The organism is Streptomyces sp. NPDC101191, from assembly GCF_044767915.1.
Lineage (GTDB): Bacteria > Actinomycetota > Actinomycetes > Streptomycetales > Streptomycetaceae > Streptomyces.
Genome location: NZ_JBIWOU010000002.1, coordinates 78,110 through 92,783 on the forward strand (window position 1 = coordinate 78,110; position 14,674 = coordinate 92,783).

15 protein-coding genes and 2 pseudogenes are annotated in these 14,674 nt (G+C 68.4%); 8 read left to right on the top strand and 9 right to left on the bottom strand.

Going from position 1 to position 14,674, the window contains the following annotated elements:
• Positions 1-373 precede the first annotated feature (373 nt).
• Positions 374-1,111, top strand: a complete 738-nt coding sequence (locus tag ACIRQF_RS07395; protein WP_404089715.1) for a hypothetical protein — start codon at positions 374-376, stop codon at positions 1,109-1,111.
• A 207-nt stretch (positions 1,112-1,318) separates the two neighbouring features.
• Here ACIRQF_RS07395 and ACIRQF_RS07400 read toward each other — a convergent pair whose 3' ends face one another.
• The gene (locus ACIRQF_RS07400; RefSeq protein WP_404089717.1) at positions 1,319-1,798 is read right to left on the bottom strand and encodes a hypothetical protein; all 480 of its coding nucleotides are present in this window, start codon (positions 1,796-1,798) and stop codon (positions 1,319-1,321) included.
• Between the two features lie 61 nt (positions 1,799-1,859).
• Here ACIRQF_RS07400 and ACIRQF_RS07405 point away from each other — a divergent pair.
• Together ACIRQF_RS07405 and ACIRQF_RS07410 are read left to right on the top strand one after the other, a co-directional pair.
• A pseudogene (locus tag ACIRQF_RS07405) lies at positions 1,860-2,629 on the top strand (transposase).
• Positions 2,630-2,736: 107 nt separating this feature from the next.
• A complete protein-coding gene (locus tag ACIRQF_RS07410; protein ID WP_404089719.1) occupies positions 2,737-3,156 on the top strand; it encodes a hypothetical protein in 420 nt (139 codons plus the stop codon).
• Between the two features lie 976 nt (positions 3,157-4,132).
• Here the strand turns inward: ACIRQF_RS07410 and ACIRQF_RS07415 are convergent.
• The 4 genes and pseudogenes from ACIRQF_RS07415 to ACIRQF_RS07430 all read right to left on the bottom strand — a co-directional run bounded on the left by ACIRQF_RS07415 (position 4,133) and on the right by ACIRQF_RS07430 (position 6,454).
• Positions 4,133-4,546, bottom strand: a complete 414-nt coding sequence (locus ACIRQF_RS07415) for an erythromycin esterase family protein (protein ID WP_404089721.1) — start codon at positions 4,544-4,546, stop codon at positions 4,133-4,135.
• A 10-nt stretch (positions 4,547-4,556) separates the two neighbouring features.
• Positions 4,557-4,604 (bottom strand): annotated as a pseudogene (locus ACIRQF_RS07420) (hypothetical protein); the annotation flags it as partial.
• Positions 4,605-4,654: 50 nt separating this feature from the next.
• Positions 4,655-5,146: an erythromycin esterase family protein gene (locus ACIRQF_RS07425; RefSeq protein WP_404089723.1), complete on the bottom strand. Its 492-nt coding sequence runs from the start codon at positions 5,144-5,146 to the stop codon at positions 4,655-4,657.
• 315 nt (positions 5,147-5,461) lie between these two features.
• A complete protein-coding gene (locus ACIRQF_RS07430) occupies positions 5,462-6,454 on the bottom strand; it encodes an alpha/beta hydrolase family protein (protein ID WP_404089725.1) in 993 nt (330 codons plus the stop codon).
• A 186-nt stretch (positions 6,455-6,640) separates the two neighbouring features.
• Here ACIRQF_RS07430 and ACIRQF_RS07435 point away from each other — a divergent pair, with 186 nt between their 5' ends.
• From ACIRQF_RS07435 to ACIRQF_RS07445, 3 genes are all read left to right on the top strand, one after another.
• Positions 6,641-7,276 carry a GNAT family N-acetyltransferase gene (locus ACIRQF_RS07435; protein WP_404089727.1) on the top strand — a complete coding sequence of 212 codons (636 nt, stop codon included), beginning with the start codon at positions 6,641-6,643 and terminating at the stop codon, positions 7,274-7,276.
• 35 nt (positions 7,277-7,311) lie between these two features.
• A complete protein-coding gene (locus tag ACIRQF_RS07440; protein WP_404091716.1) occupies positions 7,312-8,157 on the top strand; it encodes a PaaX family transcriptional regulator C-terminal domain-containing protein in 846 nt (281 codons plus the stop codon).
• Between the two features lie 659 nt (positions 8,158-8,816).
• Positions 8,817-10,778 (top strand): acyl-CoA dehydrogenase, encoded by a 1,962-nt coding sequence (locus ACIRQF_RS07445; RefSeq protein WP_404089729.1) that lies wholly within the window; start codon positions 8,817-8,819, stop codon positions 10,776-10,778.
• A 118-nt stretch (positions 10,779-10,896) separates the two neighbouring features.
• Here ACIRQF_RS07445 and ACIRQF_RS07450 read toward each other — a convergent pair whose 3' ends face one another.
• Entirely contained in the window at positions 10,897-11,211 is a 315-nt protein-coding gene (locus ACIRQF_RS07450) for a DUF3027 domain-containing protein (protein WP_404089731.1), read from the bottom strand.
• Between the two features lie 122 nt (positions 11,212-11,333).
• Between ACIRQF_RS07450 and ACIRQF_RS07455 the strand changes: the two genes are divergently transcribed.
• Positions 11,334-12,154, top strand: a protein-coding gene (locus ACIRQF_RS07455; protein WP_404089733.1) for an IS5 family transposase whose coding sequence is annotated in 2 segments (ribosomal slippage) — positions 11,334-11,681 and positions 11,684-12,154 — 819 coding nt in all. Because the reading frame shifts where the segments join, the coding sequence is not laid out codon by codon here.
• Between the two features lie 190 nt (positions 12,155-12,344).
• On the opposite strand, the gene ACIRQF_RS07460 is transcribed toward ACIRQF_RS07455, so the two are convergent.
• The 3 genes from ACIRQF_RS07460 to ACIRQF_RS07470 form a co-directional block, all read right to left on the bottom strand.
• Positions 12,345-12,500: a hypothetical protein gene (locus ACIRQF_RS07460; protein ID WP_404089735.1), complete on the bottom strand. Its 156-nt coding sequence runs from the start codon at positions 12,498-12,500 to the stop codon at positions 12,345-12,347.
• 136 nt (positions 12,501-12,636) lie between these two features.
• A complete protein-coding gene (locus tag ACIRQF_RS07465) occupies positions 12,637-12,900 on the bottom strand; it encodes a hypothetical protein (RefSeq protein ID WP_404089737.1) in 264 nt (87 codons plus the stop codon).
• A complete protein-coding gene (locus ACIRQF_RS07470; protein ID WP_404089739.1) occupies positions 12,873-13,388 on the bottom strand; it encodes a hypothetical protein in 516 nt (171 codons plus the stop codon). The genes ACIRQF_RS07465 and ACIRQF_RS07470 overlap by 28 nt, the downstream gene beginning before the upstream one ends.
• 915 nt (positions 13,389-14,303) lie before the next feature.
• On the opposite strand from ACIRQF_RS07470, the gene ACIRQF_RS07475 reads away from it, so the two are divergent.
• Positions 14,304-14,660 carry a hypothetical protein gene (locus ACIRQF_RS07475; protein ID WP_404089741.1) on the top strand — a complete coding sequence of 119 codons (357 nt, stop codon included), beginning with the start codon at positions 14,304-14,306 and terminating at the stop codon, positions 14,658-14,660.
• Positions 14,661-14,674 lie beyond the last annotated feature (14 nt).

Below are 14,674 nucleotides of genomic sequence, written 5' to 3' on the forward strand. Positions count from 1 at the left end.
AGCGGGCCGTACCGCGGCCATGCGCACCTGACGCGACCCAGAGAGCATTTACGGGACAGCCCTTAGGTGACTCAGTAGGTGTTCTGCCGCGATAGAAGCTGTGTCGTGTGCTGCGCCAACTGCGGTCAGGACGGCGACAGGCCTTGCCGATGCTGCTCTCGGCATGTCTGGGCCGGCAGGAGGGGAAGCAAGCGCAGGAGACTGGTGGCCGTGTCCAGGGCGCCTTTCAGCGAGAAGGTACCGTCCGGGCCCGATGAGGCCGGCCTGGCAACCCAGGGCCAGACGAGTCGATCTTTCCCGCAAGCAAACCGGTGGTCGGCGCCCCACCGGCACCACATACAGTGACCACGTCCTATGGGGAGGGAAACCGCACGTGAAGCGCCATATCAGTACCGCAGCCGTCATAGCTGTGGCCGTCGCCGCAGCCGTCACAGGCTGCAGCCCAAGGGAGAGGGATCCGTTCGCCGGCCTGTCCGCCGAGCAGATCGACCGCAAGGCTAGCAACGCGACTGCTCTCGCCACCTCCATGCGCCTGAACGGGACCGTCGTTACGGAGGCGGGAAGCGTGGATCTCAACCTCGCTGTGGACAACAAGGGTTCGTGCAGCGGCGAGATCTCTCCGAACGGTGTCGGTACCGTCGACATCGCGAAGAAGGGCGCCCTCGCATACATCAAGGGCGATGAGCAGTTCTGGCGCACCAACCTGTCCACGTACGAAAGCAGCGAGGCTCCGCCCGGGAAGGCAGATGATCTGATCGCCAGCTTGCAGGGGCAGTGGATCAAGGCCACCAAGGAGATGCGCGAAGGCATGGGCTTCGACCTGTGTGAGCTGGACAAGCTCTCCGGGATTGTCAGTCTCGGCATGGGCTCCGGCCTCGCCCGCGGCGTAGACGCGACCGAGAACGGACAACCCATTGCGGTCGTCTACCAGCGCAAGGGCGTCAGGGTCACCACCATGCACGTCGCCAAGACGGGCAAGCCATTCCCCGTGCGCTTCCTCGACGCCGGCGACGGCATGCCCACCGACGTCTACTTGAGTGACTTCAACCAGCCCGTCGACGTCGCCTTTCCGACCGCCGACCAGGTCCTCGACCTCAGCAAGGTCCGCTGACCCGGACCTAACCGGGTAACCGCGGAGCCGTCTGGCTCTGCACCTGATCACCGGGTGATCAAGGGCGGGTGTCCTGTCTCATCTGACCTTGAGCCGCTTCACCGAAGTTTGACGACCATCCTGTTCGGCTCATCGAAGATTGATCACCACTAAGGGTTGTCCCGTAAACCCGAGGAGTTACGCCACGGCCCTCTGGCCACGGGGGTCTCAGGCTTGGTCGGGGCTCGCTGAGGCTCTGTGATCACGCTGCTGGGTGCTGGACGACTTCCGCCACTGGTCCACCACGTCGTCCACTCCATCCAGGGCAGGATCGCGGCTTCCGCTGGGCGCGTAGGCCGGTGACCGGTCAGCGCGTAGTGGCAGATGTGCGGCCGTGCCCGTGCGGAGGTAGCCGAGCAATGCTGTCATGACCCTGCGGCGCCCGAATGCGTAGAGCGCCGGCTCGACAAACCAGCGGCAGAAGCTTGGGTCCGGGTCGTAGACAGCAGCGGCCATCAGCGGATCGAAGAACTTCTCGGGCAGGGTGGCGCGTTCCAGCAGTGTCCTTCGTGCGGCTCCGGCCAGGTGCCGCGCACGTCGGTCTTCAGGCACGTCGGCCGCAGCCTCAAGGTCTAGCGGGCGGGCCACTTCGGCTGCGCATGCGAGAAATGTACGTGTGGATGCCTCGTGGCGGTCACCTTCGCTCATGGCAGGATTCTCGACCACCGGCCTGAGCAGAAGTGGTCGCATGGGGCGAGATGATCTCGATGTGGCTGGTGTGATTACGGCGTCGGAGCCGTCCTGGATAGCCCCGTTCTCCGGGCTGAGTCCGCGTGCCTTCGGGAAGCTGGTGACGGTGCTGCGTCGCGCAGGTGCAGACACGGCCCGCAGGGGCTGGCCATGGAGCCTTCCGCTGGAAGACCGGACCCTGCTGGTCAGCGCCTACTGGCGAACCAACCTGACCATGCGGCAGCTCGCCCCGCTGTTCGGGGTCTCGAAGTCGGCGGTGGACCGGATCATCGACGACCTCGGGCCGATGCTCGCGCTCCAGCCCCGCAAGCGGTTCGCGAAGGACACCGTGCTCATCGTCGACGGCACCCTGGTCCCCACCCGGGATCACAGCGTCGCCGAGCAGTCGAAAAACTACCGGTACTCCACCAACCACCAGGTCGTCATAGACGCCGACACCCGTCTGGTCGTCGTGGTCGGCCGGCCCCTCGCCGGGAACCGCAACGACTACAAGGCATGGGGAGAATTCGGCGCCAAAACCGCCGCCGGCAAGACCCTCACGATCGCCGACGGCGGCTACCCGGGCACCAGCCTGGTCATCCCGCACCGCCGCAAACGCGACCAGAGCGAACTCCCCGACTGGAAAGAGGAGCACAACAAGTCCCAAAGCAGGTTCGGGCCCCCGTCGAGCACGTCTTCGCCCGCATGAAGACCTGGAAGATCCTCCGCGACTGCCGCCTCAAAGGCGACGGAGTACACCACGCCATGCTCGGCATCGCCCGGATGCACAACCTTGCCCTCGCCGGGTAGGCCGGCGGACCACGGCGACCGAGCATGCCCGAGGTGACTCGAAGATCATTTACGGGACAGCCCTTTAGGGGGGTGTCCTGTGGATCAGGCTGCGTACCCTCGGTTGCGTGCCTCGCCATTCGAAGAAGCCCCGCCGACTGGTCACCGACGAGCGCGTGTACATGTGGACGCTGCGCCACAGCCACCGAAGGGACCACGATGGCCGGTCCATGGAATGCCGCCAAATCCTCACTCTGTCCCCGCAGCCGGCCGGCGTCGGCGGCCCGCTGCAAGTTATCTTTGCCGACGGGCCCGGCCGGTACATCCCGGGCGGGGCCCCCTTCGGCTCCGGGGATGTGGGCTTCACCCAGAGGGCAGGGGCAGACCTGAACCTGCACGAGCCGGGCGCCGTTCGCGCTCTGCTCGACGTGGCGCTGGCACGTGGGTGGCAGCCCGGGGAGCGGCGGGCAGTGGAGGTCGACGGCTGGCTGCTGCTGGAGGCGGTGGCCGCCGCGCGAGCTGGGGACGCCGACCCCGAGAGCCCGTAGGGGGCGACTCCACTTCACCCGGCTCCATGAATCCTTCGACCAGCCCGTCGTACGTCGAGCAAGCATCGGTGAGACTGGTCAAACTTCGGTGAGTCGGAACAGCGGGGGAATGCTGCATCCGGGCAGCTCGCTGTCCGTAGGCAGCTGGCGCAGCTCGGGAAGCTGGACATCTGGTGTGTCCTTCAGCGTGGACAACACTGCGTCAGCCGCCCGTTCAGCACCGCCGTGCCTGCCGGAGACGGCCTACCTCGTCGCTGCTGCACCAGCCCGTGACCTTCTCCTCGGACGCCTTGATTACCAGGTAATCAAGGAGCGGGCAGGCTCTGCACCTGATTACGGGGTAATCAAGGGCCGGGGAGTTGGGTCGATGCGGGCTGCCTCGCTGCCTGCGGGTGTCTCGCTCTGTAGGCAGCCGGCTCAACTCGGGAACCCGGACACGGACGCTGCCGGAAAGCCCTACCTACCTGGCCAGCGGGCATGGCGGAATTACAGGGTCCGTCCGAGGTGGTGGTCGGCGCGGTCACCGGCCCCCGGCAGGGGCCGACCACAGTGCTGCGGGGCCGCAAAGACGCGACCGGGCGCCTGCGCTTCGGCGGCCGCACCCCCGCCTGCGTCCGGAGACGGCCCGGGCCCTGACGGGCGGCTGGCACCGCCGGGGCGTCCGCACCCGTGGGAAGGCTGGACGTTATCCGCCGGCTGGAGCAGCCGCCAGACGCCTGACGTCGTCCTGGTCGAGCCCGACGCCGTCATAGAGGTACCCGCCGACATCGCCCGGGACAGCGCCCGCCGCTGGCGCCACCCCCGTGCGTGCATCGCCTGCGCGGTTCGTCTCGGCCATGCCGCGCGGCGGCGTGGCGCTTGGACGGGCTGCGCGGCCACAGGCTTCGCCGACGGGCTTGAGGCGGTCCGTGGAGAAGCGCGCGCCCCGCACCACCGGCCGTGGACGCTCCAGCAGGGGCCGGCCAGCTGTCCGGTGCTAGTTGAGCATGTGGGCGGCCTGGACCTGCTGGAGGTGGATCAGGACGTCGTGGGTCTGGGTGAGGCGGATCCGGGGGGCGTCGGCGACGGGGTAGGTGGCACCGATGTTCTTGATCGTGTGGGGTTCGGCGAGCCACGTGCAGGCCGCGGTGGGAGCGTTGCGCAAGTCGACGACGTAGGCGCGGTAGCGGACCTTGTCCAGGGTGTGCTCGGCGGTGCCCGGGGCGGCGGGGACGGCGGTGAACCGCTCCGGGACGCCGTCGTGGTTGAAGGCGTTGAACGAGCCCTGCTTGAAGGTGAGGCCGGCGCCCAGTCGCTCGCGCAGGAACGCCCTGGACGCGGGGGTGGCTGGCAGGGGCGTAGGTCTTGAGGGCGATGTGGGTGTTGTGGGCGGAGAGCATGATCTTGCCACTGGTGCGCTGCTGCCACCAGACGACGTTGTCCGCCATCACGCGGTCGCGGTAGAGCATGGCGGCGGGGACGTTCTGCGGGTTGTCCCAGTCGAAGGCGTACAGGGTGGTCACATCTGGTGGATCGCGGTGGCGTGCTGGAGGGCCCAGGCGTCGGCGTCGGCGCCAGGGTGCTGCTTGAGCAGGTCCACAGCCCGCCCGGTCCGCTCGGCGAGCTCCTTGCGCTCGGCGAGCGGCTTCGCGAAGTAATCGTTGACGTAGGTTTCGGCGCAGGTGGTGGGTCGCAGTCCTCGGTACGGCTCGGCGATCTGCGCGGCGAGTCCGGGGCTGGACGCGGCCGCGAAGGCGTTCACCTTGTCGTACAGTCCGGGGCCGGCGAAGCCGTTGTCGTCGCCGACGAAGCGCAACGGGTCGCCGGGGTGCTTGACGTTGTCGGCGCGCGTCCACTGGAGCAGGTCGCGGCTCTCCGCGTTGTTCCACCACCGGTAAGTGCCCTGAAACTCCTCGTCCATGATCTGCTTCAGGTCGCCCTCACCGTGCGTGAGGTAGGCGTCCGGCCCGCACCTGTGGGGGGCGGGGGTCACGTGCGCGACGGCGGGCACGTCACTGGCCTATCCGGCGGTGGCGCCGCGCTTCCGACGACCCCAGCCCATCCCCCGAGTCGGGGACTCACCGCTGCCCTCGGTCACGACTTCCACGACGTCCCGTCCTTCAGGTGATCAGCTCACGGTGATGCGCGGACCGCAGGGTGGACCGTGCTGATGGCCTCGGACTGCTCGACAAGGCCGGGGGCAGTGAAGCCGAGGAACGCGGCGGCGACGGCTGCCGCGTCGGTCCCTAGGGGAGGTCCGCTTCACCAAAGCGGAGCGCCTCGGGAAGCGCTTGGGTGTGGCCAGTGCCGTGACGCCGCCGGGCTGTCACGGAGTGGCAATGCTGCCTCGGCCGAGATCCTTGAGGAACCGTCGTTGATCTTCCAGGAATCCGTCCGCGAAGAGCGAGCGGGGAGAGAAGAGCGCCGTGAGCGTGACCTTGAGGTCCGACTGCTCGATGGATTGTTTGAGAAACGAATGGGTCGCGTCCGGGTAGCGCTTGGTCGTCAATGCACCGCCTGTGTCCAGTACGGCGCGGTAGAGGCGCTCCGTGTCGGCGGTGTCCACGTTGATGTCATGACCCGCGAGGGCGAGCAGCACCGGTATGCCGCGCAGGGCGCGAAGGTCTCGCGTAGCGTCCGCGGTGTAGTTCTTGGAGATGAAGCGCCAGCGATCGGCGGTCATGCCGTCCAGGTCGCCTCTCATGGCCTTGACATACTCCTCGAAGGTCGCGTGGCGTTCCAGCAGCCGTCGGGTGCTGTCGCTCTTGGCGATTACCGCGCTGGTACGACTCGCTGACGCGCCGTCGGCTCGTAGTTCGGCGAGGAGGTTGTAGCGGCCTTGTCGGAGCCAGTTGATCGCGGGCGAAACGGCGATGACAAAGCTCACGGGCGTCTTGGCTGCGACCTTCGGCAGGACCCAGCCAGCCTGGCTGGCGCCCCAGAGCCCGATTCGGTCGCCATCGATGTCCGGCCGGGCGCGTGCCCAGGCGATGGCGGCGGTTGTCTCTTCGGCTCGGTCGTCCATGGACTGGTCGAGCCAGTTCCCGGGCGCGCCCGCGACACCGGGCTTGTCCCAGGACAGGGAGGCGTAGCCAGCCTTGGCGTTCGCCTCCCACAGGGGCTTGTACCCGTCGTCATGGGTGGCGTTGACGGGGCCGTCGCCGTGGACGTACACGACGAGGCCGTGGCGCTTGCGGCCGTCCTTGGGGATGGTCAGCACTCCGTTGAGGGTGTGGCCGCCGTGGCGGATCGATACCCGCTGCTCGTCCATGGCGTAGGAGTGCTGCCACAGCACCACGCTGACGAGGCCGGCGGCCACGGACAGAGCCGTGACGAGGGACCACAGGGCGATGCTGAGCCTGCGCCGTAGGGGTTGGATCTTTGGATGCATGGGATCTGACCGCCTCTGTTCGGATGAGCGGACCAGAAACTATCAAATGAAGGACGATCGTGGAACGAGTGATAGTTTTGGCTCTCGGGTCGCAGTGCGAAAAGAGGTCACGGTATGGAACTGGACACGATGGTCACCGGTCCCGGACCGGTGACCGTCCGGCGGGGGCTTCCTGGCGGTGCCGAGCGGCGGGCGGCGGAGATGTACTGGAACGCCTTCGGTCGTAAACTCGGGCCCGCACTGAACCCGCCGGACAAGGCGGTGTCCTTCATCGCCGCCCACCTGAACGCTGACCGCGCGGTGTGCGCGCTCCTCGACGGGCAGCTCGTCGGCCTTGCCGGCTACCAGCTCGGCGGCCGTGCACTCACGGGGGGATCGGCCTCCGCCGTGCTGCGCGAGTACGGACACCTGGGGGGGTTGCCCAGACTCCTGCTCCTCGCCCTGTTCGAACGTCACCCGGCCCCCGGACAGCTCGTCATGGACGGCATCGCCGTGGACCCGGGCGTACGCGGGCGTGGCGTCGGAAGCCTGCTCATCGAGGAAGTGACCGCCGTGGCGGCGGAGCAGCACTGCCGGGAGGTCAGACTGGATGTGATCGACACCAACCCGCGGGCCAGGGCCCTGTATGAGCGGCGCGGCTTCACGGCCGTGCGGACCGAACGCACGCCCTACCTGCGCGGGTTGCTGGGGTTCGGCGCGGTGACCACCATGCGTCGCGCCGTCGGAACGAGAGGGGCGGAGGAGCTGTGAGCGCCGAGGCGGACCACGTCGAGGTCCCCACCCGCATGCTCGTCCACGCACTGATCCGCGAGGACGGCACCGTCGGCGCGGACGAGCTCTATACCGTCGCCAACACCCTGGGCATGAGCGACCAGCAGGTGCGGCTGTGCGTCAAACGCCTCGTGGCCGAGGGCCGGTTCACCCACGAGGGCCGTGGCCGCAGGGCGCAGTTGCACGCGACCGCGGACACCACGCGTGCCTTGGCTCCCAACGCGGACTTTCTCCGGCACGCGTTCCGGCAGGACGCCGGGCTCGCGCCCTGGGACAGGGTCTGGCATCTGGCCGCCTTCGCCATGCCCGAATCGGCGCGCACGGCCCGTGACGCCCTGCGCGAGACGCTCGTCCACCTCGGCGGAGCCCCGCTTCAGGGCGGACTGTACGTCTGCGCCAACGGCTGGGAACCGTACGTCGAAGAAGCGGCCCACCGCCTCGGCGCCCACAGTGCGCTCACACTTCTCACCACGACCGATCTGCGCAAGGGCGATACCCAAGAGCCTGTCGAACTCGCCCGTCACCTGTGGCCCCTGCAGGAGATCGCGGATCGCTACCACCGCCTCAGCCGCATCGCCCGGCCCCGCCTGGCTCGGCTCACCGACCCCGCCGAACTCTCCCCGTCCGCACTCCTCACCATCGCGGTCGAGCTTGCCGCCGAACTCACCCGCGCCATGGAGCCCGACCCACTGCTGCCGCCCCAGCTCTTGCCCCAGCCCTGGCCCGGTACCCAGGCCCGGGAGCTCATCGCGCGCTGCTGGGCGGTCCTGCACGAACGAGGAGCCGACGAAACCCGCCCCATCCTCTTCCGCCTCTACGCCGACATCGCCCGAGAGGCCGCGGGCCGGGCCACGCGCTGAAGTCGGCACGGAGGGAATGCACTTCGAACCGTACCGACCGGTGCGTGTTCGGGGCTCTGGCAAGAACGTCGGAGCCGGAGATCACTCGATGACACGGTGATCGCCTGGCCTGGGTCGGGGAACTCATGTCGCCTCCGCCCGCTGCCGCTGCCTGACGAACAAGGGTGGCAGCCACGCCAACGGCACCTACCTCACCCTGTGGCGCTGCGCCAGCGACTACCCCACCGAGCAGCAGTGGGTCTTCAACTACGCGTAGTAGCCACCCGGGGGCTGATGGGCCCAGATGGTAGTGACGACGTCCGCCCTGTGCGGATCCGCGCGGAGATGATGAACGTGGCTCCGCACGCGACGACGCGTGCGGAGCCACGCCACGTTCGACAGCCACCAAAGGCGAGTTCGCCGCCCTGCGCCCCGAGGCCGGCGCCCGCCCCATCACCGGCCTTCGCGCGCGACGCGAAGACATCAGCGGGGACTGGGGCGTGGTTGTCGGCACTCGCGTCTGGTCGGGTACAGCGGCATCCATTCTGCCGAACGGACTCAGGGGCCGCCCTGCGCGTGCGGGTGGTATGGCTCCGTATGGCGAGGGAGGGTCCCGTAGGCTCCGCGCCATCCCATGATCAGCGCCGCTTGATCCGCGCCGGGCAGGGTAGCGGAGAGCCATGGCACCCGACCACGCTTCCCTTGCAGCGAGCGACTCTACGCATCCCGTGATTGACGTCGAAGCCCTGGCGGGCCTTCTCGACGGCAAGTACGCCGGGATCCGCAACCTTGTCCGGTCCAATCTCACGGTTCATTCCTCTGTGTTGGAGGACGCCGAGCGACTCGGCATGGACGCGTTCCGCGAGCGAGTGCGTGACATCGTGGGCGAGATGGCCGGCACCGGTCAGACCGGTATGGGCTTCCCCGCAGCGTACGGCGGCGGTGACGACGTCGGCGCCTCTGTCGCCGCCTTCGAAACCCTCGCTTTCGGTGACCTGTCGGTGCTGATCAAGGTCGGAGTGCAGTTCGGCCTGTTCGGCGGCGCGATCTTGCACCTGGGCACCGGACGTCACCACGACGCCTACTTGCCGGACATCGTCGCCGGACGGCTCATGGGCTGCTTCGCGATGACCGAGACCGGGCACGGCTCCAACGTCCAGGCGCTCGGCACCGTGGCCCGGTACGACTCCGAGACCCATGAGTTCGTCGTCACCACCGAAGGAGACGCTGCCCGCAAGGACTACATCGGGAACGCGGCCCGCCACGCCGAGCTGGCGGTCGTCTTCGCGCAGCTGGAGGTGGGCGGCGAGTCCCGCGGCGTGCACGCGCTGGTGGTGCCGATCCGGTCCGGGGGAATGATCCTGCCGGGGGTCGAGATCGAGGACGACGGCCGCAAGATGGGTCTCAACGGCGTCGACAACGGCCGGATCCGCTTCGAGGGGGTCCGGGTGCCGCGTGAGGCACTGCTCAACCGTTTTGCCGATGTCACGCCCGAGGGCGCGTACGTCAGTTCCATCGACAATCCCAACCGCCGGTTCTTCACCATGCTCGGAACGCTCGTCCAGGGCCGGGTCTGCATCGGCGGCGCCGGGGTGAGCGTTGCCAAGGTGGCCCTCACGCTCGCCGTCAAGTACGGCGTGCGTCGGCGGCAGTTCCCGGCCCCCTCGGGCTCCGGGGAACAGCTCCTCCTGGACTACGGACTGCACCAGCGCCGGTTGCTGCCGCTGCTCGCCCGCACGTACGCGCTGCATTTCGCGCAGGACGTCGTCCGGGAACAACTGCACGACGTCTTCTCCGGCCACGAGGACGAACCGCAGTCACGGCGGCGCCTGGAGTCGCGGGCCGCCGGCATCAAGGCACTCGGCACCTGGCATGCCACCCGTACGGTGCAGGAGTGCCGCGAGGCGTGCGGGGGCGCCGGCTATCTGGCGGTGAACCGTTTCGCCGCGCTCAAGGCCGACAGCGACGTCTTCACCACCTTCGAGGGTGACAACCACGTGCTGCTCCAGCTCGTGGCGAAGGGCCTGCTCACCGATCACGCCAGTGAGTTCGAGGACCTGGACCAGCTTGGCGTGGTCCGATACGTCACTGGCCTTGCTGTCGAGACCGTCATCGAGAAGGCGTCCGTCCACAACCTCCTGGAACGGGTCCGCGACCTGCTGCCGGGCGGTGACGAAGGGAACCGGGAGGCCGGGCTGCTCGACTCGGAGTACCACCTGGCCATGCTGCGCTATCGCGAGGAGCACATGCTCGCCGGGCTGGCCCGCCGGCTCAAGCGGGGCATCGACCGTGACCGGGACCCCGGCGCCGTCTTCTCGCACGTGCAGGACCATGTGATCGCGCTCGCCCACGCGCACGTCGAGCGACTGGTACTGGAAGCGTTCGTCGACGCCCTGCGACCCCTGCCCGACGGCGACAACAAGGGCGCGCTGGAGCTGCTCTGCGACCTGTTCGCGCTGTCGACGATCGAGGCGGACCGGGCCTGGTTCATGGAGCACGGCCAGCTGACCGTCCAGCGTTCCAAGGCGATCACCCGTGAAGTGAACGACCTCTGCCGCAAGGCCCGACCTCTGGCCGTCGACTTGGTCGACGCCTGGGGCATCCCGCCCGAGATGCTGCGGGCGCCGGACCTGCTGGGCTAAGACGTCGTTTCCTTTGGCCTTGTCCTGTGCAGGTGAACCTTGCGAGTTCCGAGTCAAGGTTGCGAAGGACGTTACGTAGTCCGCCGGAACCTTGCGAAACGTCTGATCCTGAACGACTTCAGCCGAAGATGCCGTCGGCTCGGGCGATGAAGCGTTCGCAGCCGTCGTGCTCGAAACGCACCTGTCCGTCGAACGGCGAGCCGGCGCGGACGCACGCTCCCCAGTCCAGTCCCAGCTCACCGCTCAGCGCGATCCAGAACTTGCATCCGCCGCACTGCTCGTCGAACCACTCATCCTGGTAGCCAGGGTCCCCGGTGGAACGGTTGAGCAGCCGCAACCAGCGCTCGTGAGCATCGTCGCCGTCTCCACCCTTGCCGTCTGTCCGCAGCCCGCCTGGTTCCATCCGCTCCCCGCCCTCCGGTCGAATTCGCAAGGTCAATCTGCACGGAGTCCGTACCGAGCCGCCAGCTGATTCCTGCGAGCCGCAGGCCACCGGCTGAGCGTGTCGCAGGCATCACCCGCGCAGGACAGGCCTGATCGTTCGTTGGTCCGTGCATGGCGGATCTCGTGGAGCGACTGGTGCCGGACGATTGGTGGGTGCTGTTCCGGCGGGTGGTGCCACCGACTGAGGTGATACGTCCGCAGGGCGGTGGCCGCCGGAGAGCAGGTGACCGTGAGGCCCTGGCCGCGATCATCTTCGTGGCGACCTCGGGCTGCACCTGGCGGCAGCTGCCGCCGGTGTTCGGGCCGGCCTGGCCCACGGTCTACCGCCGGTTCGCCCAGTGGAGCCGGGACCGGGTCTGGGCGAGGCTCTACCGCGTGATCCTTGACGAACTCGGAGCACGGGGCGAGCTGGACTGGTCGCGGTGCGCGATCGACTCGGTCAGTCTGCGGGCTGCAAAAGGGGGCCGCTGACGGGCCCGAATCCGACCGACCGCGGCAAGTTGGGATCGAAGATCCATCTGATCTGCGACCGGAACGGGCTGCCGCTGTCCCTGGGCATCTCCGGCGCGAACATGCACGACAGCCAGGGCCTGGAGCCGCTCGTGCGTGGCATCCCACCGATCCGGTCCCGCCGTGGTCCCCGGCGCCGGAAGCCGGCGAAGCTGCACGCGGACAAGGGCTACGACTACGACCACCTGCGGCGATGGCTGCGCCAGCAGGGGATCCGCCCTCGCATTGCCCGCAAGGGTGTCGAGTCCTCGCAGCGGCTGGGCCGGCATCGGTGGGTGGTCGAGAGAACCGTATCCTGGCTGGCCGGTTGCCGACGCCTCCACCGCCGCTATGAACGGAAGGCCGAGCACTTCCTCGCCTTCGTCGGCATCGCCGCGACTCTCATCGGCTACCGCTGCTTAGCCAGCCTTCTCACGGCCTGAGCCGGTTCTGCTGTACGTCGAAGCAGACCAGCCCCATGGACTCCGCGACGGCCGCCGCGTAGGCCGACGCCTCCTCGGCCATGCTCCACCGCATGGGGAAGTAGATCAGCGGACCGCTGGCCTCGCCGATCAGCGGCCCGGTTGACCAAGGCGAGGTGTCCTCCTCGTCCTCGGTGAGGTCACACCACCGCTAAAGCAGCGCGGCCACGTAGGCCGCGATGCGCTCGGACGGAGACTCTTCCACCTCGCTGTCGATGTAGCGGTCGTACAGGTCGTCGAAGACCCGGCCGGCGGGCTTGTCGTCCGCCGGCCTATCGCCTTCCCAGACAGCAAGGTCGTAGCTCATGCCAGGAGGCTCTCATGCCACTCTGACAGCCATAAGAAACGACGTCTAAGAATTCCTCGTAGCCGTCGTGAAGCCGGGACTGGTGGTCCTGGACAGCACTGTCGACGACGAAGATAGCGTCGCCGCCGCCCTCGGTTCAGCTGGTGCTCTCCTCAATGGCGTCGTCACCGGTCGCCGGGGTGTTTGCAAGTTGCCGGGCCAGCAGGGCCGCGAGAACGGCTGCTTCCCCCGGGGTCAGCTGCAGGTTCAGCCCCACGTGGTCTCCCGGGCGCAAGCGCAGCGGCTTGGGCTGGACGCCCGGGTAGCCGGCCCGCATGGTCGCGACGGGTGACCGGGGCGCGTCGGCCGGCACGCGAGCGGCTTTGGGGCTGTTCAGCGCCACCCGAACGAGTTCTCCCACGGGTACTCCACCCGGACGTGCCCGTACCGCAGCTTCACCCCACAGTCGTTCACCGTGGCCTGCACGGTGACCTTGCGCAGCCGGTGCAACATTTTCATCACCCACACCGGCGGGATCACGCCCAAGACCAGGGCCAAGGGGATCAGCAGAGGGTAGCCGTGGCGGAGGGCCGCGAGCACGAGGACGGCGCAGACATAGCAGGTCAGCACGAGGGCGAGGATGAGGTACGCGGTACCCGTCCGCAGATGGGGCCGACGGGTCTGTGTGAACTCCCCCGTGGCCGAGAGGAGGTTGAGTATGTCTTCGGGTGAAGAGCGATTCTCCGGGATCTTGTCCAGGCACGCTTGGATGATGGGACGCAGACTGCAGGGGGCGCCGTCCGGATTCGGACGGTCGTAGGCCACCGCCAGCATCGCGGTGGCGCCGTCGCGGGCGAAGGCGAGATGCCCGGTCGACGCGTAGACGAGGATCGACCCCAGCGAGAACACGTCACTGGCGTAGGTGGTGCATCAGCCAGCGGAAGGTCCGCTCGACGACCCAGCGCGCGGGATCACCTTGAAGCCCCCGCCCCCTCCCCCGCGGACGAGGCGAACGCCCAGGCGGAGAAAGCGGCCGCGACCGCCGTCTAACGCCGCCGCAGACATCCCCGGCCGAGACAGCTAGCGGCCCTCGACGCCATCCCCGGGCACCGGGGACTTTGTCGGGACGGGACCGCTCTGACCCTGGGGATCTGCCCGGGGTCAGGCGCGCACTCTGCCCCCGGAAACGGTCGGGGTTCGGCTTTTGCCATGTTCGTGCTCGTGACCCGCCCGCGATCCGCGCAGCGCGGGCCGTCCCACATGCGTGCCACCAGCCCTGGGAGGGCAGCCGTGCGCTATGCGGCCTCCACGTCGACGCTGCCGCACCTGCCCTGAACAGCGACGTCGATGAAAGCTGTTCGGCCAGGATGCATCCTGGCCGCGATGATCGGCGAGCGACGTCGACCCAAGCAGCAGCAGTCGCGCATCGACGGCCACCCAGCTCCAGGCCGGCGGGTACGGCGCCTGCTGCCTCATGACCACCCCCAGCAGCGTCCTGACTCCCTTCGCGCAGTAGCCGCCCGTAGGGCTCGCAGTGCCGGGGCACCACATTCCCGCGCCCGCTCGCCCCCAGCGGCCTCACCTTCTCGGACCCGGACCGTCCTATCTGCGCGCTGCCATCATGGGTTGCGCCACCTCCAGGACCAGCTCACCACCTGGCCCCACCGCCCGGTGCCGGTGCCTCCATCTGGACAGTGGTCGCAGCCGGCGCGGCTCCCGCCCGGATACGGTGTGCCTCTACGGGGTGCCATAACGGATGTGACGCCCCTGACCGGAGGTAGTCAGCGTATGAGTTCAAAGCGCAGCAAGAATCCAGCCCTGCCCGTGCTTGACGACGCATTCCGACTCGCGTCGGTCAAGGACACCGAAGAGTCCGCCCGTGACTTGGCCGCGCGGCTGGCCACCACCGAGCTGCGCCGCGTTTCCCACCCGGGCCGGGTCACCTGGGAGCCCACCGATCAGGCCGAGCCCGTACCGGCCCCGCCGACCGTGGTCGACGGTGACGGGGACCTGTGGCTGCGGGACCGGGGCACTGGCACCTGGACCATGCCCGAGTTCAACCCGAAGGAGTTCCCCGCCCGCTGTGGCGAGGTTCTGACGTGGAACCAGCTTGCCCGCGAGTTCGGCCCGCTGACCGGACTGGCCGACGACCGCCGCATCGGCGGCGGCCGGCGTCGCTGACCGCGCAGCCTTCG

Coding starts and splice junctions, on each gene's coding strand:
- ACIRQF_RS07440 (WP_404091716.1), top strand. CDS start 7,312: ATGCTCGTCCACGCACTGATCCGCGAGGACGGCACCGTCGGCGCGGAC.
- ACIRQF_RS07445 (WP_404089729.1), top strand. CDS start 8,817: ATGGCACCCGACCACGCTTCCCTTGCAGCGAGCGACTCTACGCATCCC.
- ACIRQF_RS07460 (WP_404089735.1), bottom strand. CDS start 12,500: ATGAGCTACGACCTTGCTGTCTGGGAAGGCGATAGGCCGGCGGACGAC.
- ACIRQF_RS07435 (WP_404089727.1), top strand. CDS start 6,641: ATGGAACTGGACACGATGGTCACCGGTCCCGGACCGGTGACCGTCCGG.
- ACIRQF_RS07400 (WP_404089717.1), bottom strand. CDS start 1,798: ATGAGCGAAGGTGACCGCCACGAGGCATCCACACGTACATTTCTCGCA.